At 39.8% G+C, this 24,254-nt stretch carries 14 protein-coding genes and 6 tRNA genes; 1 reads left to right on the top strand and 19 read right to left on the bottom strand.

Annotated elements, in window-relative coordinates; all coding sequences use genetic code 11:
• Window positions 1–45 precede the first annotated feature (45 nt).
• From PMAN_RS04260 to PMAN_RS04205, 12 genes are all read right to left on the bottom strand, one after another.
• Window positions 46–3,003, bottom strand: coding sequence for a TonB-dependent receptor (locus tag PMAN_RS04260; RefSeq protein WP_010558051.1), 2,958 nt, complete (start codon window positions 3,001–3,003; stop codon window positions 46–48).
• Between the two features lie 626 nt (window positions 3,004–3,629).
• A complete protein-coding gene (locus PMAN_RS04255) occupies window positions 3,630–6,662 on the bottom strand; it encodes a TonB-dependent receptor (RefSeq protein ID WP_010558052.1) in 3,033 nt (1,010 codons plus the stop codon).
• A gap of 298 nt (window positions 6,663–6,960) precedes the next feature.
• On the bottom strand, window positions 6,961–9,696 hold the full coding sequence (locus tag PMAN_RS04250; RefSeq protein ID WP_010558053.1) for a poly(beta-D-mannuronate) lyase: 2,736 nt from the start codon (window positions 9,694–9,696) through the stop codon (window positions 6,961–6,963).
• Between the two features lie 434 nt (window positions 9,697–10,130).
• Window positions 10,131–11,096 carry a class 1 fructose-bisphosphatase gene (locus tag PMAN_RS04245; RefSeq protein ID WP_010558054.1) on the bottom strand — a complete coding sequence of 322 codons (966 nt, stop codon included), beginning with the start codon at window positions 11,094–11,096 and terminating at the stop codon, window positions 10,131–10,133.
• Window positions 11,093–12,175, bottom strand: coding sequence for a class II fructose-bisphosphate aldolase (fbaA, locus tag PMAN_RS04240; RefSeq protein WP_010558055.1), 1,083 nt, complete (start codon window positions 12,173–12,175; stop codon window positions 11,093–11,095). Before fbaA ends, PMAN_RS04245 begins: the two co-directional genes overlap by 4 nt.
• Window positions 12,176–12,189: 14 nt before the next feature.
• Complete coding sequence (gene eda, locus PMAN_RS04235) at window positions 12,190–12,807, bottom strand: bifunctional 4-hydroxy-2-oxoglutarate aldolase/2-dehydro-3-deoxy-phosphogluconate aldolase (RefSeq protein WP_006794597.1); 618 nt, start codon at window positions 12,805–12,807, stop codon at window positions 12,190–12,192.
• 56 nt (window positions 12,808–12,863) lie between these two features.
• Window positions 12,864–13,796: a sugar kinase gene (locus tag PMAN_RS04230; protein WP_010558056.1), complete on the bottom strand. Its 933-nt coding sequence runs from the start codon at window positions 13,794–13,796 to the stop codon at window positions 12,864–12,866.
• 71 nt (window positions 13,797–13,867) lie between these two features.
• On the bottom strand, window positions 13,868–15,175 hold the full coding sequence (locus tag PMAN_RS04225; protein ID WP_010558057.1) for an MFS transporter: 1,308 nt from the start codon (window positions 15,173–15,175) through the stop codon (window positions 13,868–13,870).
• Between the two features lie 2 nt (window positions 15,176–15,177).
• Window positions 15,178–15,522, bottom strand: a complete 345-nt coding sequence (locus PMAN_RS04220; protein ID WP_006794594.1) for a cupin domain-containing protein — start codon at window positions 15,520–15,522, stop codon at window positions 15,178–15,180.
• A gap of 11 nt (window positions 15,523–15,533) precedes the next feature.
• Entirely contained in the window at window positions 15,534–17,741 is a 2,208-nt protein-coding gene (locus PMAN_RS04215) for a heparinase II/III domain-containing protein (protein WP_010558058.1), read from the bottom strand.
• A gap of 4 nt (window positions 17,742–17,745) precedes the next feature.
• Window positions 17,746–20,004 (bottom strand): polysaccharide lyase 6 family protein, encoded by a 2,259-nt coding sequence (locus tag PMAN_RS04210; protein WP_021032422.1) that lies wholly within the window; start codon window positions 20,002–20,004, stop codon window positions 17,746–17,748.
• A 145-nt stretch (window positions 20,005–20,149) separates the two neighbouring features.
• Window positions 20,150–21,028: an NAD(P)-dependent oxidoreductase gene (locus PMAN_RS04205; protein WP_008131457.1), complete on the bottom strand. Its 879-nt coding sequence runs from the start codon at window positions 21,026–21,028 to the stop codon at window positions 20,150–20,152.
• 728 nt (window positions 21,029–21,756) lie between these two features.
• Here PMAN_RS04205 and gloA point away from each other — a divergent pair.
• Window positions 21,757–22,143: a lactoylglutathione lyase gene (gene gloA, locus PMAN_RS04200; protein ID WP_010558060.1), complete on the top strand. Its 387-nt coding sequence runs from the start codon at window positions 21,757–21,759 to the stop codon at window positions 22,141–22,143.
• A 49-nt stretch (window positions 22,144–22,192) separates the two neighbouring features.
• Here the strand turns inward: gloA and PMAN_RS04195 are convergent, their stop codons facing one another.
• The 7 genes from PMAN_RS04195 to PMAN_RS04165 form a co-directional block, all read right to left on the bottom strand.
• A complete protein-coding gene (locus tag PMAN_RS04195; protein WP_010558061.1) occupies window positions 22,193–22,459 on the bottom strand; it encodes a DksA/TraR family C4-type zinc finger protein in 267 nt (88 codons plus the stop codon).
• Window positions 22,460–22,699: 240 nt separating this feature from the next.
• Window positions 22,700–22,775: transfer RNA gene (locus tag PMAN_RS04190), tRNA-Glu, on the bottom strand.
• Between the two features lie 90 nt (window positions 22,776–22,865).
• Window positions 22,866–22,941 (bottom strand) — tRNA-Glu (locus PMAN_RS04185).
• A 141-nt stretch (window positions 22,942–23,082) separates the two neighbouring features.
• Window positions 23,083–23,158, bottom strand: a tRNA-Glu gene (locus tag PMAN_RS04180).
• Between the two features lie 141 nt (window positions 23,159–23,299).
• Window positions 23,300–23,375 (bottom strand) — tRNA-Glu (locus PMAN_RS04175).
• A gap of 141 nt (window positions 23,376–23,516) precedes the next feature.
• Window positions 23,517–23,592, bottom strand: a tRNA-Glu gene (locus tag PMAN_RS04170).
• Window positions 23,593–23,628: 36 nt separating this feature from the next.
• Window positions 23,629–23,704: transfer RNA gene (locus PMAN_RS04165), tRNA-Ala, on the bottom strand.
• Window positions 23,705–24,254 lie beyond the last annotated feature (550 nt).

Here is a 24,254-nt window from a genome sequence, read left to right as displayed (position 1 = left end):
TGCTTTTTGTGCCCGTTCAAAGGCTACACACTTTCAACATAAATTTTAAAAACGGTAACTAGCACCAAACGTAATACGACGGTCTGTAAGGCCTTGGAAACACAATAACGACCCTTCGTTAACACAAGACTGGCTAATTTCAGACTCAGTAATATTTACGGCTTCTAAGCCAATATTAAGCTGCTCATTTACATCGTAGCTAATACTTGCATTAAGCTGACCACGGTCCTCTTGCACTACAGGGAACCCCCATGGGAAGCTTGACGTGCTACCAAAATCGTTTGAGCGGTAACCTTCACGCCATGTGTAACGCATACGTGCCGATAAACCGAACTTTTCGTAGTATAGAGTAAAGTTATACGCATTTTCTGATAAGTTAAGCAAACCTTGTATTTCGCTTACTTCAATACCCGGTGTACCGGTGCTTGCAGCAAATACGTTACTCGCTCTTGAAGTCGCCTTATTGACTGTTTCCCCGCCCGAGAACTCTTGAATTGTGTAATTAGCTAAAACACCAAAACCCGACGCCCATCCTAAATCTTTTTCAAAGCTAGATAGGTCATACTGGAACGCAAACTCAATCCCTTTTTGGGTTGTTTCGCCAGTGTCATTTACTTTTGTCTCAGTACCTACACATACACCACGACCATTTTCAGGACCAAACACGTTAATGTCTGCAATTGGGTTAAATATGCCACCCCCTTCACATGGGTCTGTTAAATCACGATAGCCTGTTACTGGGTCTTCTACCGGCGATGTTAACTGATTAACATGAAGTTCTTTACGCGTTTTATGGAAAATACCTACACTAAATACGCTCGCCTCAGTAAAGTACCAATCTGCTGATAAATCATAAGATAATACTTCTTCTGGTTTTAGTGCTGGGTTACCAAATTCAACTTCATCATTTGGGCTCGTGCTATAAGTAATAGAAGTAGATAAGTCGTTATAATCTGGACGACGAATGTCTTTACCTGCACCAAAGCGAACCACTACATCTTCTGAGACGTCGGCAACTAAGTTTAAACGCGGTAGGATAAAGTTGTAGTCTGACTCATTTGTAATACGCGTTACTAGCTCATTGCCACTGCCGTCTTGCGTTACAGAGTTACCTGTCGATTCAACATCAGTTTGAATATAACGTAAACCAAAGTTACCGCGGAACATGTCGTATTCAAAGTTAGCTTGTGCATAAAAAGCGTGGGTAATTTCTTCAATATCAAAAAAGCCTGAAGAACTTGACGTTGGTGCATTTAGCGTACGGCTAGAGCCATGAGTTTGTAATGCTTGCTGAAGTGTTGCAAGTACTGCATCTGGGTCTGATGCCACGAGTTCTGGGTCAATCAGTAAAAAATCGCCTATGTATAACGAACGACCATCAGCCTCATTAAAGTTATCAGGACCCGCGACTAAAAGATCAGCGAATAAATCACCTCTTGGGCTATCTGCCATAGAGCGCAGACCAACACTTGATGTGATTTCGTTTTGCTTACTCGCCGATTTGCTGTAACGGTAACCAAAATCAACAGAGGTAACTATTGAGTCTGTGTAATATGTTGAATCTATACGGAACGCATCTTCAGAGTTCTCAACGGTATCTTGACCAATGTTTACATCACGTAGTACTACATTTGCAGGGTCAAGTAATTGCTCAACCGAAGGTGCATATTCAGCACCTTGTGCAATACCAAAAGTAAGTGCTCCACCTGACAGGTCGTATTCAAAAGGCACACTGTTATCATTACCGCCACCAGCATCTAAAGGTGCATTAGGGTTAATGAAGTTAAGTGTAGTATTAAAGCTTGGTGTTGTTGTATCAGAAGATGACGACGCAATTTCAGCACTTACAAACCATTTATCACCTTGCCATTCACCGCCTAGTCTAAAAATATTACTGTCGGTAACACGAGAATTTGTATCACTCGAAAAACGTAAATTTGGATCGTCATCATCATTTGCTAAATTAACTGGGATTACACCGCGTAAAGCCGCTTGAATTGAACCTAAATTAGTTCCACCTAAAGAACCTAGATTAATTGTTTCAAATTCATCAGGAACCGAAATGTCATTCAATGCACTGACACCCGATGCTTGAACACGAGAGCTCTCTTGACGACGTTCCTGATCGTTTACAACCGCATCAAAATAAAACTTAGTATTGTCATTTGGTGCCCACTCAAGCGTACCTACAAAGTTCTTTGTTTCGTATTCGTAGTTATCGTAGTCTTGGACAAAAAATTGAATAGGTAAAAAGTCAAAAGACTGTGCACTGGCTACTCCACTATCAGAGGTTACAATGTTGTCTCTGTCTGCACGAGGGCGAAATGCTGTTACGTCTTGCTCGGCATAACTGCCGCTTACTAAAATACCAAACTCACCAAAGTCGCCTTCCCAGTTATCTGCAAAAGTACCAGAAAAACGAGGTTGTAAGCCACTATCAGTGCTTAAACTACTATTTTCGCCTTGTACTCTAATTGTGGCTAGTTGTTCGCCTAATTGAAGTGGACGTATTGTTTTAAGATTTATTGTTCCGCCTACTGAGCCTTCTATTGTTTTGGCCTCAGGAGACTTTATAACTTCTAAGCTAGAGATAATAGAAGCCGACACGTCTTCAAAGCTAATGCCGCTGCGTCCAGAGCCTGAACCCACAGTTGAAACACCATTTATTTCAGTACGGTTTGCATCGGTACCACGAATTTGAACACCCGTACCTACACCAGCCTGACGCGTGATCTGAATACCCGTTACGTTCTCAAGTACTTCAGCTAAATTTTGATCAGGTAACTTACCAATATCCTCTGACTGAATAATTTCTACAAGGCTGTCTGCTGAACGTTTTTCAGCAAGCGCATTAGTTAAAGACTGACGTATACCAGAAACTTCAATTACCTCTAGGTCATCCTTAACATTTTTTGTCTCTTCCTGCGCATGAACAGATAAAGACATATTCATTGCCGTTGCAGAGATAACCGCCAGTGTGATTTTTGATAAATTATGATTCATAGTTTTTTCCTGTGTGTGTGAAACGCTATGCTACTTGTTACTTTTCATACAAAAGTGAATTAATGTATTACAAAAGGTTAACTGAATATTTACACTCAAAACCAAAAAGGTCAACCACGTTGTAAGTCAAATATTATAAAATAACTCAATTTTGTTATTACCAAAAATAAATTCCCCATACCTGACAACTACAACAATGTAGGAAAAAAATACAACCACCTGTAATACATATAGTTTTTAAATCAGGCATGCAACACTATAGTAGTAGTTAAATTGTATTTTTAAGTTCATTATTCCGTTATATTATTTAGCTATAAACTGAAAGCTTTTAATTATAAAAGTATAAAAAGCCTTTAAATTGGTTAACCAATTAAAATCTATTAGACTTTTGGCTAGAATAAAAAGGTACAAAAATAAAACAGACTAATCGCATTTACGCTTATAAAAATGCAAAGGCGTTTTTTTGGCTTACAACAAAGGCTGTAAAAGTTGAATAGAATTTAATCTGCGACCAGTTTAGATGGTTTAGTTTAGAGAAGTCAGTGATAAAGGTATGCACATCCACCTAGATACAAAAAACCCCCAATTAGTTAAACCAATTGGGGGTTTTTATAAGTTACTAACTTTTACAGTTTATAACTTAAACCTAAGAATAAACGTGGGCCGTAATCGTTTACTTCACCTAAGTTATCTTCAACAAAAAAGTCTTGAGATTTAGGAGCACTAAATAAATTAATTGCCTCTGCCTTAACTCTAAAGTGCTTGTTAATTTTGTACGATGCACGCATTTCCCATACGCCTACCGAATCAACATAACGTAAGCGTGTACCATTGCTTGTATAAGGTTGGAAATACTCACTACGGTATTTGTAAATAACCGCAGTATCAAAGCCACCTATTTGGTAATAAAGTTGGCTGCTAAATACATGCTTAGAAAACCCAGGTACAGAACCTGGCTCAACAATGCCTTCTTTAAGCTGAGTTGTATTGCCATCAACGTCTGTTACAAATGTATCACCGTATAGGCTGTCTTCAAATTCAAAATCAGTGTTGGCATAGTTATAACCAAACTTAACACCTATACCATTGTCCCAACGGTATGAGAATGATGTTTCTAGGCCTAAAATCTCACTCTCTTCGTCGTTTGTTACTGAATTTGTAATAGGCAATGAAACGGTTTCCCCCCCTACAACAAAGTCTTCAATAACTGTGCGCTTTTGAAAGCCGCCTTGGAACTGTTTGTAGTATAAGCTTAATGCAAAAATAGAATCTTCATTAGGGTACCACTCAAATGCTGCATCGTAGTTCCATGACATTAGAGGCTGCGTATCTGGGTTACCAGAGCCGTTTACACCCACTAACAAGTCATTAATTGTAGTGGCCGTATCAGATGTGTCCTGTTGGAAAGAGCGACTATATCCCAAATCAGATGGATCTGCACGCGACATACCACGGTAAATACCGGCACGTAATAAAATATCTTCGCTGTAATCGACCACTAAGTTAAAGCTAGGTAAGAACTTGGTGTAATCACCGCCCCCTTTTATTCTATCAAGAGTACCTGTGTCTGATTCAACAAGTTCAAGCACACCTGTATCACTGGTAACAACGTCAAAACTATTTCTAAAACCAATTGATGTGACTTCAGTATCGACAATACGCAAACCAAAGTTACCACGAATGAATTTACCAAACATTTCTGTATCGTAATTAGCCATTAAGTAAGCAGCCGTTGTTTTTTCAGTTACGTCAATGGTTCCTGCGTTTTGGTATTCAACCTCAGGGTATTCAAATACTCCACCCTCATTAGACGCGACAACGGCTTGAGAAAAACACTCATTATCGTAAGTCGCCCATGAAGAGCCTGTCCCTGTGTCTACCACATTGCCATCGCTATCTACATGCGTGATGATATTTCCATCTGACACACTAGACAAAAAGCCTGATTCAGGAAAATCAATTTGACAACCTTGAAGCACATCAAGCGCTTCAGCACCTGAACCTAAAGTAAATTGATTACGAGAGCCGTTACCGTTCGTTCCACCAAATTGTGTAAAGCTAAGCTCTGAGGTACGAACGCCACCTTGAATTGTGGTGAACATACCGCTATCAACTAAATAGTCAAAATCTAAACGAGCAGACACAACTTTGTTATCTCTCACGTTTTCACGGTCAATACGCGTTCTTAAGCTGTCAGTAAAATTAGATATATCTGTTACGTCAAAATCAGTAAGCGTAAAATGTGGGATGTTATCGCCCATATCCCACGAGAAGAAATTACGTCCAGCGGTTCTGCCTCGGTTAGAAATTTGCAGTTCTTCACGCGAGGTTTTTGAATACGCTAAATCTAAATCAATGGTCAGTCTATCATTTACAGTATGTTCGATATTTAAGCCGTAACCACGGTAGTTTTCTTCACGAGAAAATTGCTCACCAGCAGACTCAATACGTTCTTCACCTTCCCAATGTAAAATGCCGCCTACATCGTTAGTGACAAGTGATGGGCCGGTTACACCTGGTGTTGCGCGCTTTTGTAAGAAAATTAAATCATGGCGTGCTTCTCGTTGCGTTCTATCAGAAATTTGGCTATCAAAATTAATATCCCATTCTGCAGACGGCTGGTACTGAAAGGCAAAAAATACCGCGTCACGCTCGTCTGACGTTTCGTTTTGACGAAAGCTTCGGCTGCTGCCAGTCCATGCGTATGGAGTACCATCACTCACGGCTTTGCCTGTGTCAGGGTCAATTTCTGTGTCATAACCTTGGTTATTACTTCCGTTTACTTGATCCTCACAATCACCTGCACTACTGCGGTAAAAACCTTCATTCGTATTTGTTGGATCATTTAAACATGCCCAAAGAGACGAACCTGATGGGCTAGAGCTTCGGTATTCTGCTTCTGGCTGCGAAATATCTTGTCGTTGCACACCAAAAGAAAAGCCAACTGCCTGACCATTATCAAACTCAAACTGGTCAACATAGCTAAATGTGCCACGATAACCTAAATCGCTTTGTAGTGAGTTATCTACATTACTTTCGTCAGGGTTGTAGTTAAGTTTAACCTCACCTTGCAAACGCTGCTTGCCGTAATCCAATGGGGTAACCGTTTCAAGTGCGATAACACCCGCAACCCCACCTTCAATCATCGAAGCATCTTGGGTTTTATAAATAGCTACTTTTTTTACAAGTTCTGATGGAAATTGTGAAAAGTTTACTGAGCGGTCACCGCTACCATTGGTTGCTTCACGGCCGTTTATGTGTGTTGCACTTAAAAATGGGCCTAGGCCGCGAATGGTAATTTCTGTCGCACCGCCATTTTCACGATGCGATGCTGCGCCTGTAATAGACTCTAATGCTTCACCTATCGATAAAGCGGGTAAATCACCAATATCTTCAGATGAAAGACCATCAACTACGGTTGTGGCTTCGCGCTTTATGGCTATTTGATCTTGAATTGTTCTGCGTGTACCAGTAACACTGATGATTTCTACATCAGGCTCGACCTCAGTCACTTTTGCTTGTTCTTGTTGTGCGTGCGCTGAAAATACACATGAGCTTGCTACACCGGCAATAGCGGCTGTTCGTACCCATTTAGCTACCGGGCTCAGTGCGAATTGACCTGAACGCATTTTATTATTTTTTGAAGACTTCAACGACATTTTATGCTCCGTTGGTTATTGTTGTGTGATTATTGTGTGTTGACTTGTTATTCATCTGTATAAGTTATGTGACAACTGTTGTTAATATACTCAAGTAACCACGGATGATCAACCAATTTAACAATCAAAACATTACCAATTTACATACCAATTACCGCAAAGCAGTATTACCAAGGGGTCAAGCGACGATGTAATAAAAAATAATTAGATAAGCATACGCATTTTTCGGTCATATTTTACTCACAGGCATAAAAAAACCCCAAAGAAGGGGCTTTTTAATTAAGAGTGTTTACTTAGGTTAGTCGTTATTAACAACCCATGTTGAGCCAACACCTACATCACTCGCTTGAATGTAGTAAAGCCCTTTTGCACCTGCCACAGCTTGTAAACCTGCTGGGTCGGTTTCAAGTAATGTGCTTGCTGCGAATACATATTCAAGTATTTCTTTACCGTTTGCAGCTGGGTCTTGATCAATAGCACCATCGGTATCAAATGAGCCGTTACCATTTAGGTTTCTGATTGCAACCCAATCGCCACTTGTATCACCAGATACACGGCTATCCATGTAACCAAAGTTGTTGCTTAATACTGATGTATCATGCTTGATTAAATCACAGTCGTATTCAAAAGCATGGTCGCTATCAAGCGTATTTGGATAGAATAATCCTTGTGTTAAGGCGCTACTTTCAATGGTATCTGCATCAGTTTGATCACCTAAGCCATTAGCAATAAGGTTTCCATCAAAGTTTATGACAAATGCATTTTTAGTTAAGCCATAGAGTACAGGAGCATTATCCACTGTAAGTTCATCACAATCACCCACAGGGGCACGAGAACCTATTTCAGTACTAAACACGATTGGTTGCTGAGAGTTCAAAACAGTGTTGTTAGTTACCGTTAATGTGAAGTCACCCGCCGCATCTAATACAGCTTGGTTGCCTGAGTTTGGTATACCGCCATCAGCTTGAGAGAATGGATTTGCTGTAAATACAATTCCACCAGCCTCTTTATTACCAGAACGAATACCTGCAATGTAGTTGTTACTAACTGTGTGGCCTAGCGGTGTAATTAGCACACCAGCAGGACGATCGCTCGAGCTTGCAATATCAGTAGTACGAATAATAACGTTGTCTGTCACGTTATTAAAACCACCATCTTCTAGTGAAATCCCGCCATTAGGGTTAACCACAGTGTTACCTTTGATAGTTGCACCCGATGTTTGCACACGCATTAAACGACGACCGGTTACAAAGTTTTCTACTCGATTATATTGAATAGTAAAGTTTGCATCGTCAGCTGCATCTGAACCGGTAGTACTACCCGCATTAATTAAATGAAGGCTTGAGTTACCAAAATTTGGATTCGCACTGGTGCCACTAAATAAATTGTATTGAACAACATGGTCGCTGCCTGATGAAGCAATTTTAATAACGGAGCCATTTTCAGCATTATCACGATTACTAAATGTATTTCGCTCTATTAGCGCGCCTGTGCCTTTGATCATTAACCAGTGGTAAGTCGAATTATTTAACTCGGCTTCATCGCCATCCATTGTGTTTTGAGTAAACTCGAAGTTATTCCCTTCAGAATAAATAACTGCACTTTCTTGGGTTTCACAAAATGAGCCTGATTTTGTATCTATATTTTTAAACGTAAGGCCTGTTAGCGCTGCACCTTCTACACCTGAAGCAACGTGAATACATACTTCGCCACTAATAACTGGCGTTTGTTCTTCAACAGCGCGAAGCGTTACACCACTGGTGAGTAAAACTTCATCCATATCAGCGTAAACACCGGTATTAAGGCCAACAACATCACCATCAGCAAGGCCGCCACTTACCGCACTTAGTAGCTCTGTTGGTGAGCTAACAAGTTGGGAATAAATTACCGTCTCTAGTGAGCCACTTACAGAACCCTCAAATCCGTCGTTATCGGTATAAGAAGCACTCACAGATATAATTGCACCCGCATATGCCGCAGGTGAAAACGTATTACTGTTTGTATCGGCTACTTCAACGCCATCGGCAAACCAGCTATAGGTGACATTTGTTTCTTCAATACCATTATTATCTGTTAGTTGCGCTGTTAATTCACCGCTAACTAAGTAAGGTGATGTGCCTATAATTGTAATACTTCCCGCTTCATCAACCGCAACAGCCGATACGGGAATTGTTTTTTCTGATGTATTATCTTCTACAAAACCATTGTCATCTGTATAAGTCACTTGTACCGATACAGCTTGCCCAATTAAAGCAGCCTCTACAATATATTCGCTTTGGTTTGCACCAACTATTTCTTCATCGTCAGCAAACCATTGATAAATGACTTCGCCAGATACACCATCCATATCAGTAATATCAGCACTAAGCGTATTACCCACTGTGGGTGTGCCACTAATTGCTACATCACCTTGCGCATTAACACGCGCAACAGGCGCAGTGCCAACAGACGTCACTGACTCAGCAAACCCACGATCGTCTTCAAACGTTGCTGTAACGGTGATCACGCTATTAAACTGTGCTTCAGTAAGCATGAGTGATGAAAGAACCTCTCCCTCGATTACTACGTCATCCGCCAACCACTCGTATACAACTGTTAAACTATCAAAACCATTTTCGTCTTCAACATTCGCGGTCAGCTCTGAGCCGATAAGTGCATCACCTGTTATTGTTACGCTTGCTGGAAATGCAATGGCTGCTACGTCAGAGGTCGGATCTGAAATATGTGACTCGTTAACACCACCATCATCAGTATATTTAGCTTGAGCTGTGATAGCTAAACCAATTTGATCGTCCGTAAGTGTAAACGATGCGCTATTAGCGCCTTCTATTACTTCGTTATCTGCATACCAAAAATAAGAAACAGTTCCTGATATACCATCAGGATCTGACACGTTTGTTGTTAATGTTTGACCGCTTGTGGCTGTTCCTGACAGAGCAATAGAGCCCAGTTCGTTGTCATTGTTGTTTGCGTCAGTGTCACAACCAACTATTGCCGCTGCAATAGCGCATAGTGCAAAGTGTTTTAAATTCATGATGCCTCTATTCTCCATTTTATAGGTTAAATATTTGGCCAGCTATTGTGTGTGTTACCAAATAATCATATTAGTTGTTACCAAATTTACTTTATTTGAAAATAATTTGTTAACCAACTTGGTCATATAACCACAATAGAAATGATATTTCCAGCTTATTTACCGAACTCAATGTACCTTTTTACCTATACAAGGCACATAGGTAACCCACTAACCTATTTAAAGTATGCATAAATGTACAAAAATCAGCATTGACAAAAAATAAATTTTTACCAATTGGCTTTACAATAATGACACTAAAATACAAATGACTATTTAACTAATGAGCGTATTAATAGAATTGCTAGAACAAGAAGATGAGTAATTAGTTGAAAAGGAAAGTAACAGAGAAAAGCTTTCTCTGTTACTAAATAACCGAGGTGAAGGGTATCGAATTAGCTTAGCGCTGAATTGTTAAAATAATCAACGGGTTCAATCGAACCTAAAGTAACGGGAACTCGTTGATGTAAATCGTCAGGAGTTATATCTAAAATTCGAGCGCCACGCGATGTGGCTTTGCCTCCTGCATTTTCTACGAGCATTGCAAGCGGGTTGGCTTCATATAAAAGCCTAATTTTGCCATTGTCATTACCAACGCGTTTATCCTGCGGGTATAAAAATAAGCCACCGCGACATAATATCCGGTGTACATCACCTACCATTGCCGCATTCCATCGGATTGAGCTTTTTTCAAAGCTTTCAGATGTGTAAAGCAACTTGTCAAAGTACACTTGTGTAGGCTCATCCCAGTAACGATAATTTGCCATATTGACGGCAAACTCTCGGCTTTGCGAAGGAATTTGTAGTTGTGGATTAGTGAGTAAATACCCACCATGTGTTGAGTCAAGAGTATAACAGCGTGTTGGCCCACCGGTGGTCATTACGAGCAATGATGAAGGGCCATATAATACATAGCCTGCACACACTTGGCTTACACCCGGTTGGTTAAACTGCTCATCACTGTCAAAAGGTACGTCGTCTCTTGCCAAATAAATAGTAAATATTGTGCCTATTTGACCATTTACATCGATATTAGAAGAGCCATCGAGTGGATCAAAAGCAACAATAAAAGTGCCTTCAGGGTGGCCACCAACCGCATGATCTTCTTCTTCAGAGGCAACGGTTCTTACAGAGCTGTCGTCAAGAAGAATATCTTTAAGTAATTGGTTGGCAATTATGTCTAGTTTTTTTTGAACTTCACCCTGAATGTTTTCATTCATTGTGGAACCCAAAACACCTGCAAGTTCACCTTGACCAACCCTAAACGCAATCTCTTTACTTGTGGCTAAAATAGTACGGATAAGTAAAATTAGATCCGTTCTTACACCATCTTCTTTTAATACTGTATTGAGTCTTTTCATAAGCTATACCGATTTACACAATTAAGATCTTTAAAGCACTGGATAAGTCTTGTTACCATATGCTGCTCAGAGTGACGAAGCCACACGCGTGGGTCATAGTACTTTTTGTTAGGTTTATCATCACCGTTAGGGTTACCAATTTGACCTTGTAGATAGGCCTCGTTGCTGTTGTAGTAATCTAAAACACCATTCCAACATGCCCACTGCGTATCGGTATCAATATTCATTTTAACTACGCCATACGTTAATGACTCTGCAATTTTTTCTTCCTCTGAACCACTGCCCCCGTGAAATACAAAGTTAATTGAATTACTCGGTAAGTTAAATTTTTTCGCTACATATGCTTGCGAATCTTTTAAAATAGTAGGCGTAAGGACAACATTTCCTGGTTTATAAACACCATGCACGTTGCCAAAAGAAGCGGCAATGATAAAATTAGGACTAATAGCAGTTAAGCGTTCATAAGCGTAAGCAACATCTTCTGGCTGCGTATAAAGCGCTGAGCTATCAAGGTGGGAATTATCAACACCGTCTTCTTCTCCGCCTGTACAACCAAGCTCAATTTCTAGTGTCATTCCTATTTTAGCCATGCGTGCTAGGTAGCGCTCACATATCTCTATGTTCTCTTCTAGCGGCTCTTCAGATAAATCGATCATGTGTGAGCTAAACAACGGCTTACCTGTCAATCTAAAATGCCTTTCACCCTCATCCAACAAACCATCAATCCATGGTAATAATTTTTTGGCTGCGTGATCGGTATGAAGCATAACGGGGATTTCGTAGTGCGCCGCAACACTATGTACATACCTAGCTGCGCTCACCGCACCAAGTACTGCACCTTGTTGTTCTGGTAATGAGAGGCCTTTACCACAAAAAAACTGTGCACCCCCATTTGAAAGCTGAATAATAACCGGTGACTTCATTTCTTTCGCGGCTTCAAGAGTTGCATTAATTGAGGTTGTGCTAACTACATTTACAGCTGGCAGCGCATACTGGTTAGCACGCGCATGGTTATATATTGCACTTACCTCGTCACCCACTATTACGCCAGGTAAAATAGTTTGAGATAAATCGTTCATTTTAGCGCTCCCTGCTATTTTATTGCTTGAATACATGAGTCTGTAATAGCTTGCCAGTTTTCTTGTGCAACCCATTCCTTTTTAGCAACCCATGTACCACCTACAGCAAATACATTATTTAAAGAAAGATAATCCATTTTGTTACTTTCACTTACCCCACCCGTTGGGCAAAAGCTAACCGCTCTAAATACACTCGATACAGCCGACACAAACGGAGCCCCTCCTGCTAGCGATGCAGGGAATAATTTTTGCTCCTCAAAGCCATACTCTAGCGCCATTAGAATATCACCGGTATTTGATACGCCGGGTAAAACAGGAACACCACACTTTGTTAGTGCAGTTAGTAATTTAGGAGATACCGCTGGGGTTACAATAAAATCAGAACCTGCTTCAATTGCTTGCTGTAAAATAGCTTCGTTAATAACGGTACCTGCGCCAACTTTAAGCTCTGGGACTTGCTCTTTAATCGCTTTTAAAGCATCAATTGAGGCGTCTGTTCTTAGCACAACTTCAACCAAAGTAAGGCCTGCTTTAGCCATAGCTTTTGCAATTTGAACACCCTGCTCTGGGGTATCAGCTTGAATTATAGGTAGCAGAGTTTGCCCTGACATAAGTTCAGAAAAGCGAGTCATAACGTTGTTCCTTTATTTTAAGTAGTTTGGCCGGGGTATGGAGGCCTTAAATTTTATTAGATACCAGCTTCAACCATTGCATGTTGAAAAACATCTTTTGGTGCAATTGCACCCGGTTGTTGAATCACAGCTCCGGCTGCTTTAGCGCCAAGTTGAACTGCTGCCGCAATTGACTTACCTGAAAGTCGAGCGCCTAAATAAACACCATTAAAGGCATCGCCCGCTGACGTTGTATCCACCACCGTCTTGACAGGTATTATTGTGTGGGTTTGAAGTGTGTTGTTTTGTTGTGTAATAACAGATTCTGGACCATTTTTTACCACAATCTCATTAATTTGATATGGCTTTAAGTACTCTATTACCGCCTCAACGCTGTGAACATCATATAATGTTGTAAGGTCTTCAACTCCTGGTAGAGTTATATCTGCAAGGCTAAATGCTAAATGATACTGCGCCTTAGTATCCTCAACACTGTCCCACAAACGAGCTCGGTAGTTAGGATCAAATACAATTTTAACCCCAGCACTTTTTAGTTGCTCTAAAACTTTCCAGAATTGATCACGTGATGTTTTATCTACGATGGCTAAAGAAATCCCTGAGAAGAAAAACATATCACCTTGGCATAATTGGTCAACGCACTCGGCATTTAAAAACTCAACTGTTTTTTTCGCCGCCGAATCACTTCGCCAATATATAAAGCTTCGCTCACCGTGCTCATCTGTCTCAATGTAGTACATGCCGGGCACTTTGCTTTCGTGGCTAAATACATACTGTGTATCAAGCTGCTCACTTTCAAAGCGTTCGCGCATTTTTTTACTTAGGTTGTCTTGCCCTAAAGCCGTAATTACAGATGTGCTTACTTCAGGAAAACAGCGTTTCAAATATACCGCTGAATTATATACATCGCCTGCAAAAGATTGATGTAACGTAGCAGCGCTCATAGCCCTGAGCTCTACCATGCATTCACCCATAAAATAAATAGTATTCATTTTTGAAAGTATCCTTTGTAACTAACTGCTATGCACAAGCACTACCGTGTTGGCATAGCAGTTAAAGCAGATTAATCAGGCTTTTTAAGAGGTTCAATTTTAGGGATTAAAATCCACACTGCAGCCATTGCTATAATGGCAAGTGATGCACCAATTATGAATGCCGGAGCATAATTACCATCAGCGGTTAATATTGGTACAAGTGACGTAAGACCTACCGCACCTAGTTTTGCAGCCATGCCAGAAAAACCAGATAAGGTACCCACCGCTTTTTTGCCCAGTAAGTCACTTGGTAAAGTTTGAACATTACCAATAGCAGTTTGAAAGCCAAACAAAATAACGGCCATGATAAGAACAGCTGTTGTGGGTCCACCTGGGTTAGCCATGGCAAGTAATGCAGGAAGCATGATTAAACAACCAAGTGTAATAGTGAGCTTGCGTGTTTTGTCAGTATTCCAACCTGATTTAAGTCTATTTTGAGCAAGTAGACCACCAAACCATGCACCAAACATTGCGCCTACATAAGGAACCCAGCCATATATACCAATAGATTTAACATCCATGGCATACACTTCGTTTAGATAAATAGGGATCCAGAAAACGAATAACCACCAGATTGGGTCAATCGCCGCAGAAGCTATAATTACACCCCAGCTTTGTTTACGTGAAAGCAACTCGCCAGTAGAAGGGTTATATTCTTCTTCGTCTTCGGCTGTTACATCGCCGTTATCATCAACACGTCTTTGACCTGTTAAAATGTACTCGCGCTCTTCTTCGCTTATCCAAGGGTGAGAACTTGGTGGCGCTTTTACTAAAATTAACCATGGAACTAACCATAGAAAACCCAAGGCACCTACAAAAACAAACACCATTTGCCAGCTAAAATACACTGTTAAGTAAGCGATTAGAGGAATAGCGATAATGCCACCAATTGCAGCACCAGAGTTAAAAATACCCTGTGCGAGTGCGCGTTCTTTAGTTGGGAACCACTCAGCGTTTCCCTTGGCAGCGCCTGGCCAGTTACCGGCTTCAGCTACTCCTAAAATGGCACGAAAAATACTCAGGCTTAAAACACCTTGTGCAAATGCATGCGCAATGGTTGCCAACGACCACACACCAATTGATAAAACAAAACCAAAACGGGTGCCCACCCAGTCAAATATTTTACCAAAAATAGCTTGGCCAAATGCGTAGGCAAACACAAACACGATGGAAATATTTGCGTATATTTGTTTACGTTCTAATGCTGATTCATCAGGGAACATTTCTTCTACAATATCCGGCCAAAGCACACTAAGTGCTTGGCGGTCGATATAATTAATGATGGTTGCTAACGCGATTAACGCAATAACCCACCAGCGTAAGCCTTTAAGTTGCATAATTATTCCTCAAGAAAGTCTTCACGAGCTGGACTAAAAGTATCGATTAAAATACCACCTGTTGGGCATGTAGCGCCATGATCTGCAAACGGAGGAATAAAACAGCTGTCACCGGGTCTTAAAATTTCAGTGACGCCGTCAATGTTAAAGTGAAATTCACCTTCAACTACATAGGTTACTTGTGAGTGTCTATGGGCATGGTTATAACCAATTGCGCCTTTTTCAAACCAAATTTTAACGGCCATAAGCTCTTCGTTAAAACCTAACATTTGACGCTTTAAACCATTACCTAAATCTTCAATTTCAGTTTTGTCACCAAATGAAAAATGTGCACTTTGCTTTTGCATCCTAATTACTCCTAATTATTCTTCAACGCATAAACGCCAAGTCGGTCGTTTAAGGTGAATGACTTATTTTTAAATGTGAATGTGTTGCTTGCTTTGCTGTGCGCTTTATTAATAGCGACTAAGTAGGCTTTGTTCTTAATGATTAAATGCACGAGCAATAAATTATCCTGCTCGATATAGTTGGCAGCTGACACACGGCTAACAGCCTCTAGGGTATATTCTTTACTAGGGTTATATTCACCGTGAGGCTCTAAGATAGATACAAACGTATGCTGTTTTTGATCTTCTACGCGACGAATAAAGCCATTTTCATTACGTAAATTAAAGTGTGGATCGTTTGCACCAATTTGAGTAAACAAGAATTTTTCATCGCCCGAAACTAAACTTGTTTGCGTATAAAAGCGTCCGTTATCATTGAGCCATGTCACCTTAGCAAGGCCATTTTGAGGTGTTGCTTGTGCTTTAAGCCATAAATGCTGGTAACCATTATTACTGCCTAATGCAGATAGCTGTGATGCATTCGCTTTTAAGTCAAAACTTGTGTCAATGAGCTGCCCTTTATAGTGAAGGGGTAAATCAAATTGATGTTTAGTCTTAGCATTGGCATTAAAAATGTCTAATGTAATAGTGCTATCAAGCTCTGGTAAGTTTATTAAAGCAAGGGTTCGCTCTAGCTCTACGTTTTTGTAAGCCGAGCTAATTGAACCGTTTGCCACAGTACCAAACTCATTGGTAGTGAAGTAATTTAGTGTTGGGTGATTGTTGTTCCCCACTTTTACATTAGCATTGAAATGAGATGTTTCATCTACCACAACTGTATTGTGTGCAACGGTATGCTTGGCGTAGGTTTCATTTTCTGGAAGATAACGACCACCAAACTTAGCTTCAACGTTTAAAAAACGAGCCGCGCCATAGTCAGATACAATTTCGTTACCTCGATCATAAAACTGCCAAGTCAATTTATCAAAATGGCCATGGCCTAAACCTTGTGCCGCAGGTTTAAATAAAACAGCTTGATCACCACCTACTTGCGTTCTCATAACCACAAGCGCGCCTTGCTTACCATCATTACCATCACCAAACGCTACAGATCTAAACTCGTAAGGTGTTTGCATTTGATTGTCTAGCGCTTGAGCTACTTTTAAACCATCGCCAGATAAAATTGTCTGGTTTTGTTTTTTCGCAATATCTAAATAACCGGTGTTGTTTGTTAGCCCATAAGCTGCTGTAACGCCATGAACCAGCTCAATAGTGTCGATACCTTTACTTTTTATAGCGTCATTAATTGGGAAGAATAAACCGTTGTAGCTAAGTTGAATAGTGGTATCAATCGCTTTGAGTAGCACACCATCGCGGTATTCAAAAATATTACGTTGCGGCTCGTTATTCTCTATTGCTTTAGCAAACGTAACAAATGGCAATAATGCAAAACGCTGATAATACGGACCTTCGTTGTAGTAGCCTTGTGGTGAAAACAGCATTTCTAATTGCTTAATAAAACCACCTTTACCCGACTTGTCTAGGTCGTACAACGATTTTTCCACCCACTCTGGCTCGTCTAATACATAACCTGCCATACCTACACCAGCCGTGGCCCATGTACCATGGTTGTGTACCTTATTAAACGTTGATGGTTGACCCTCTGATGTAAACAATGAAACAGGGCGTATTAAATCATCCTCTATTGTTTTAACCTGTGCTGCGCTTAATGAATCATAAATAAGGTCGTAAGCTTGTATGGTATAAACAAGCCACATAGCTTCATTCAGGCTTTGCCAAAATAGCTTGCCAGGGTTTTGTGATTTAACTTTACGCTTTGGATGAACGTCAAGTGTTGGGTAAAGTGCTGCGTATTCAAGCAACATGTCACGAACATAATCAGCATATTTATCGTCTTCGCTTAATTGATAAATAATCCCCGCGTTGTACATTACCTGATAGTTCTTTTTATGGCGTTCGTGCGTATATCCGCCCCCACCATCTTTTGGTACTGGCACCGTGATAGGCTGCTTTATTTGCTTATCTACTCGCGCTTTTAAATCTTTATACGCCGTTGCAAACTGTCCCTCATCCTTTATTGCTTGGCGCATGAGCTTTACATCGTCAATTGTGATTACAAGGTTTGGATGTGACCCAGCACTGGCTACTGATGACAGTAACAATGAAAATAAACCTAAAAAAGCAGCTTTTATGTGTGTTGTTCGTTTAAAAAAATTCATCAGTTTACTGCCCCTCGCTTATCACGTTGTTATTTTCAAGAATTGCGGTATGCGGACCTTCAACTCTTAGTTCTTTTACACTTGGGGTGGGTGTTTCTTTAAATGTATTTTTTAATACTTTTGTGATTGGCTCGCCAACAGTATGCTCAACGACTATGGGTGCAGAATTAGTGAACTCGTTATTTTCAATATTAGTTACCTGCACACCATGAACATAAATACTGGCTTTTTCTTTATTGCGTTTACCAAGGCCAACATTGTTAAGCGTATTATTTTTCATCTCAAAATGAGGGCCAAATGTACTCTCGTCAGACCCGCCTCGGTAGAGTTTTACTAAACTGCCTTTTACATTTTTAAAGCTATTGCCCGTAACCGTCACGTACTCTGCGTTGTAAACACCTAAGTCTTCAATTTCTGTATTTAGGCGTAATACATCACCCGTAATTTCATTAAATGTATTATTATTTAATACAACGGTATCGGCCATAGCCCCTTTACCAGTGACAAAAAAATGAAATGAATGATTAATATCTAATGCATTGATTTCTGTATTTGTCATTTCAAAGCGGTAATTTTCTATCATTCCCCACTTTTGTGTACGAACCACACTGTTACCAATAGCGTCAGGGGCGTTCTCACCTGAAATTGATAAACCATCAATTTTTAAGCTGCCGCCATCATGAATTTCAAATATGGTAGAACGTTGAAAGGTAAGCTTTGATTGGCCTTCTTTCTTTGCCTTTATGGTAAGTGTTTTGTTTATTTTTACTAATTTAGAAATATCGTATTGACCAGGTGCCAATACCAATACATCACCTGTATTAGCATTTTCAATAGCATTTAATAAAGCATCTGCACCCGCTTTAACATTGATTGTTTTGCCCGAATCAAATGCTGTTAATGCAGGTGTTTTAGGATACCAACTAACACCTACCTCTTCTTTTTGTAATACTTTTAAGTCGCGTTTAACGCCTACATTTAACTTTTTAGATACTGGGTAAAATAATCCATTTTTGGCTTTTTTTAGCTTTATATCTTGCTTTTCTACACCATAAGCTAGCTCATCTATCACGTTGGTATTGGCAACATTATTACTAAGTACTAAACCAGTCACGTCGTCAAATGTTGTAAATGGCTGATTACCACCTTGATTTACAATCAAATTGTTGCTCATTGTGCTGTTTATTGGGACTGCACTGCGTTCAGCATCACTTCCTGCCGCGAGCTGTATGTGACGTACATTTACGAATGTATTATTTTCGATTGTGGCGTTTTCTACCTGATGGTAGCGATTAATTGACGAATTAGGTACGCCGTTCATCACAGTGAAACCACTCCCGAAGCGGTAGCCAGTTAACCCTTCTAGGTAGTTATTTTTAACAATTTGGTCTTTGTTGATTACGCGAATACCGCCAGTATGATCAACACCATTACCAATAAATACGTTTTCTTCTATGAGATTTCCATTCCCGTGGCGTAGCGTTAGTGTGCCTCGAGCTTCATAAAACACATTATTTTTAAGGGTATTTTTACCTGACTTAACAGATATTATTTCAACTTCACCATTAGTGCGTTCAAAGTAGTTATTTTCAACCAAGGTATACGAGTCAGTTAAAGAATAATGACTTGTACCTATTCGTAGTGTTTCGCCACCATTAGATCCAAATGTAGGACGGTAGCCAAAATAATTATTGTCAATTTTGTGATGATTTTGTTGGCTTTGAGGAGTATTTAATCGAACAGCGACTGTCACGCCTTTATTTCTTTTTCCCACAAGGTGACTGTGGTCAAATCTATTGTGTTGGCCGTATAGTGCTACCCAATAATCTGACTCTCGCTTATCTGGATTATTATAATTGTCGATCACAACGTTGGTAACACGAGAGTGGTAAGCTAACTCTTTTTTATTTCGACGAAACTCAATTACTGCTGAACTGGGTGTATAGCCATCTTTAAAAACTAAACCCGACACTTCAAGATATTGACCCGCAAGACGAAGGTTAGATTGGCCTGATAAAATAACGCTGCCATGTGTTTCAGCTGTTAACGTAATAGGTGCATTTTTTTTACCCTGGCCCTGTAATAAAATTTCAAAATCAGACCAAGTTCCATTTTTAAGAATAACTTTATCGCCTGCAAGTAGGTTTGCTGCAATATCGTTGAAAGCCTGTTGGTCCTCTACAAAATAATCTTTGGCCGCTATGTGTGTTGATAGGCAACCGATGAGAACTAGACTAAGCTTTATTGTATTAATCAAACGCATAGTTAACTCTTTTTCGTTGTGACTAAGTAAATGCGCTATCAGGGTTAAATAGACTGACAATACATAAAGACTTAAGTCAATTGGTGTCATGTGTGTTGAAGCGCTTTAAGTCATAAGCTTAAAGCGCTTTAAAGCTAGAAAAGAATTACTTTTCTAGTTTTTTGAAGTAATCAAATATCTCTGGCACGTTGCCTTGACCCATACCTGCGTCAAATGCAGCTTGTAAGTTAGCAGACGAACCTTCAGCAATTTTTGATTGAGTGCCTAAATCTTCAACCATTTGTAAAAAATAGCCTAAGTCTTTATTTGCATTGGCGATAGAAAAACCTAAGTCGCTTACATTATCAACCGCGTAGTTTTTACAAAAATGCATAAACGGAGAATTTGACGGACCAGTAGACATTATGTCGAACAATTGCTGACGGTCTACACCTGCAAGCTCTGCAACAGCAAACGCTTGTGACATAGCACATACAGTCGTCATTCCCATAAAGTTATTGATTAACTTAGTTGTGTGGCCAGCGCCTAAATCACCTAAGTGAAAAACGTTCTCGCCTTGGTCTTCTAATACAGATTTCACTTTATTAAAGGTCGCCATATCGCCAGACGCCATAATATTTAATAAACCATCTTTGGCATGTGCAGGTGTACGACCTAATGGCGCGTCAATCATACCAGCACCCTTAGCAGCTAAGTCAGCACCAATTTTTTTAGTTGAAGATGGTATCGATGTACCGAAGTCCACAAGCACTGCGCCTTCTTTGATCCCAGCTAAAATACCATCATCTGCGTAAACAATTTTTTCAACTACAGCTGAAGTTGTTAGACAAAGCATTACAATATCTGCACCTGAAGCAAGTTCTTTCGCCGTGCTTGCTGTTTTTGCGCCTCGAGCAACACATGCAGCAACTGCATCTTTGCTTAAATCCATAACAATCAGCTCATAGCCTTTGTTTTGTAAATTTTCGGCCATATTGCCGCCCATAAGGCCTAGACCGATGAAACCGATTACAGGTTTTGACATGAAAAACTCCTAGATATGATGGCGCAAACTTTTATGATAATGAGTAATGATTTACCCCATAAAATAGGTACGCTCTGTCTTTTATTTAATTCAGTAGAGCCACTTTATTAAGTTAAATAAATAAGTTTTCCGTGCTTAGTGTAAGTAAAAATGTTGAGCCAAATTTTTATTGGTTTTTGCATTTTTAGTTCTTATTTAAGTTCAAAAATTTAGTGTAACTCTAGTTAATTGCTATCCCATTTAGTAACAACGTTAACGAGGTTACCAATTGGTATGCACAAACATTATGACCAAATGCATTTATTGTCAACCAATAAGTTGCTTTTTGTAAATTAGCCAGTTACAACCAAATACTAATGTAAATAAAAATACCCAATAATTACAACAAGATAAAAGCTAAAACCTAACTCTTCGTGTAAAAGCATTGTTAAATAATATTAAAATAAACTTTCAGTGACAGGTTGACCAATAAGCGTAAAAATTGGCTAACCAGTCGCATTTTTATTTAAAATTGGTAATTAATTTAAGTTGTTAACTCACATATAAATAATAAATTTTTTATTTATTCATACTTAAATACTAAATGGACGTTTTATTGGTTGTAATAAACATGTGCTGCCCTTATATAATCTCAAACTAACAAAGCAATACGCCTTCTATAAAAAACGTATTTCAAAACGTCTGAATGAAAGGCCGACTACATTCCAATAAAGTTTAAGGTTACTTAAATGCGCTTATTACACACTATGCTTCGCGTTACAGATTTAGAAAAATCCATTGCGTTTTACACGCATGTTCTTGGTATGAAAGAGCTACGTCGCTCTGAAAATGAAGAGTACCGGTACACGTTGGCCTTTATAGGCTATGGCGACGAAAAAGATACAACCGTCCTTGAGCTAACATACAACTGGGATCAAAGTAGTTACAGCTTAGGAGACGCCTACGGGCACATCGCCATTGAATTTGAAGACATATATAAAGCGTGCGATGACATAAAAGCGGCAGGTGGAAATATAAGTCGAGAACCCGGCCCAGTTAAAGGTGGGACAACCCAAATTGCATTCGTTAAAGACCCTGATGGGTATGCAATTGAGCTTATTCAGAAAAAATCATAAATAATAAGGCGTGGTATTTTACCCATAAAAAAAGGTGCCTTTGGCACCTTTATCGTAGTTGACTATCTTTACTACCACGGCGATTGAACGCGTTAGAATTGCTTGGTAGTCCTTCTAATTCTGCTTGACATGAAATGCAGTAGCGTACGCCTGGTAATGCTAGCCTTCTTGCTTGTGGTATTTTCTCGTCACACTCATCGCAAATCTCAGCACTAGCTCCAGTGATTAAGTTTCTTCTTGCGTATTGTACTGCATCGTTAACACTTGCATCTATTTGCTCTTGAATTGCGCCATCTCGCGCCCATCCACTTGCCATAAATCCTCCTCTTTTTCTGGAAGTTTTATATAGGTTAACAAGTAAAATATTTATAAGCCCTGAATGGATCATACAGGTTATGTTTGTTGAGTCTGCTTAAATCTAGGACATAATTGAGTGGATATTTTAGATTGTGATTAAAATGAAAATAAACTTGGAAAATAAATTGAGGTATGAATAAAAATAGTTGGTGAGGTATATTTAAATCTTAACAACACTACCCTACTTTATGAAAGCAAGTGGCGTCCCCAAGGGGATTCGAACCCCTGTTACCGCCGTGAAAGGGCGGTGTCCTAGGCCTCTAGACGATGGGGACACATAAATGTGTCACTAGGACAACTGAATGGTTTGACTCGTTTCAGGCGAGCTTTCTTAATAACACTACACTAACTATTAAAATAGTAAGTGGCGTCCCCAAGGGGATTCGAACCCCTGTTACCGCCGTGAAAGGGCGGTGTCCTAGGCCTCTAGACGATGGGGACACATAAATGTGTCACTAGGACATTTGATGAGTTTGACTCACATCATGAGTTGCTAAGGTAATGCATATAATACAATTAAAGACTCGAGCTTTAATTGTTACGCTATTCTCTTGGTAAAACCACCTCTAGCTTAAAACTAGATGGCGTCCCCAAGGGGATTCGAACCCCTGTTACCGCCGTGAAAGGGCGGTGTCCTAGGCCTCTAGACGATGGGGACACATAAATGTGTCACTAGGACATTTGATGAGTTTGACTCACATCATGAGTTGCTAAGGTAATGCATATAATACAATTAAAGACTCGAGCTTTAATTGTTACGCTATTCTCTTGGTAAAACCACCTCTAGCTTAAAACTAGATGGCGTCCCCAAGGGGATTCGAACCCCTGTTACCGCCGTGAAAGGGCGGTGTCCTAGGCCTCTAGACGATGGGGACACATAAATGTGTCACTAGGACATTTGATGAGTTTGACTCACATCATGAGTTGCTAAGGTAATGCATATAATACAATTAAAGACTCGAGCTTTAATTGTTACGCTATTCTCTTGGTAAAACCACCTCTAGCTTAAAACTAGATGGCGTCCCCAAGGGGATTCGAACCCCTGTTACCGCCGTGAAAGGGCGGTGTCCTAGGCCTCTAGACGATGGGGACGCAGAAAACTGCTACCCTAGGACAAACACTGATAATTGGTGGAGCTATGCGGGATCGAACCGCAGACCTCTTCACTGCCAGCGAAGCGCTCTCCCAGCTGAGCTATAGCCCCAACTTAATCAACACTCGCCGTAATAACTACGTCGTGTATTGCTTAGTGCGGGGCGCATTCTATGCACCACCCAAAATAAAGTCAACAGTTTTTTATCCAGCTTTATTTAAATGGTTTAATTTTCAACAAACTGGCTATCAAGCATGCTAAAAAACACAATTTGATTAAAATCATTGCCCTAATGCGACTCCCCTACACTTTTATTTTATGTAGCGTTGCTAGTCAGTGAATTGTAGTTCACTACCCTACCCTCAAAAGGTATACATTTATATGCAATTCAAACATTGCAAATATAATTTATAAATTACCGACCTAACATCCCACTTTCATATCAACAGGCCAGTTGGGTAAATGTAGTAAAACACACATGCTTTTTATAGTTACACTTTAAAATACTTTTTCTATTTTATTTGTTATGACTTTTTAGAGAGGTAACAAAATATATATTCTTATTATAGAAGGTTTAAATGTTCAACAATTAAAAGTGATCGCTTGTGTATTCCCCCAAAAAAACTAGATTAACCACTAATGTGAGTTATAAACACCACAA

Source organism: Pseudoalteromonas marina, from assembly GCF_000238335.3.
Classification (GTDB): Bacteria; Pseudomonadota; Gammaproteobacteria; order Enterobacterales; family Alteromonadaceae; genus Pseudoalteromonas; species Pseudoalteromonas marina.
The sequence above is the reverse complement of the archived record's forward strand: the minus strand, read 5'-3'. Positions and strand labels throughout refer to the sequence as shown.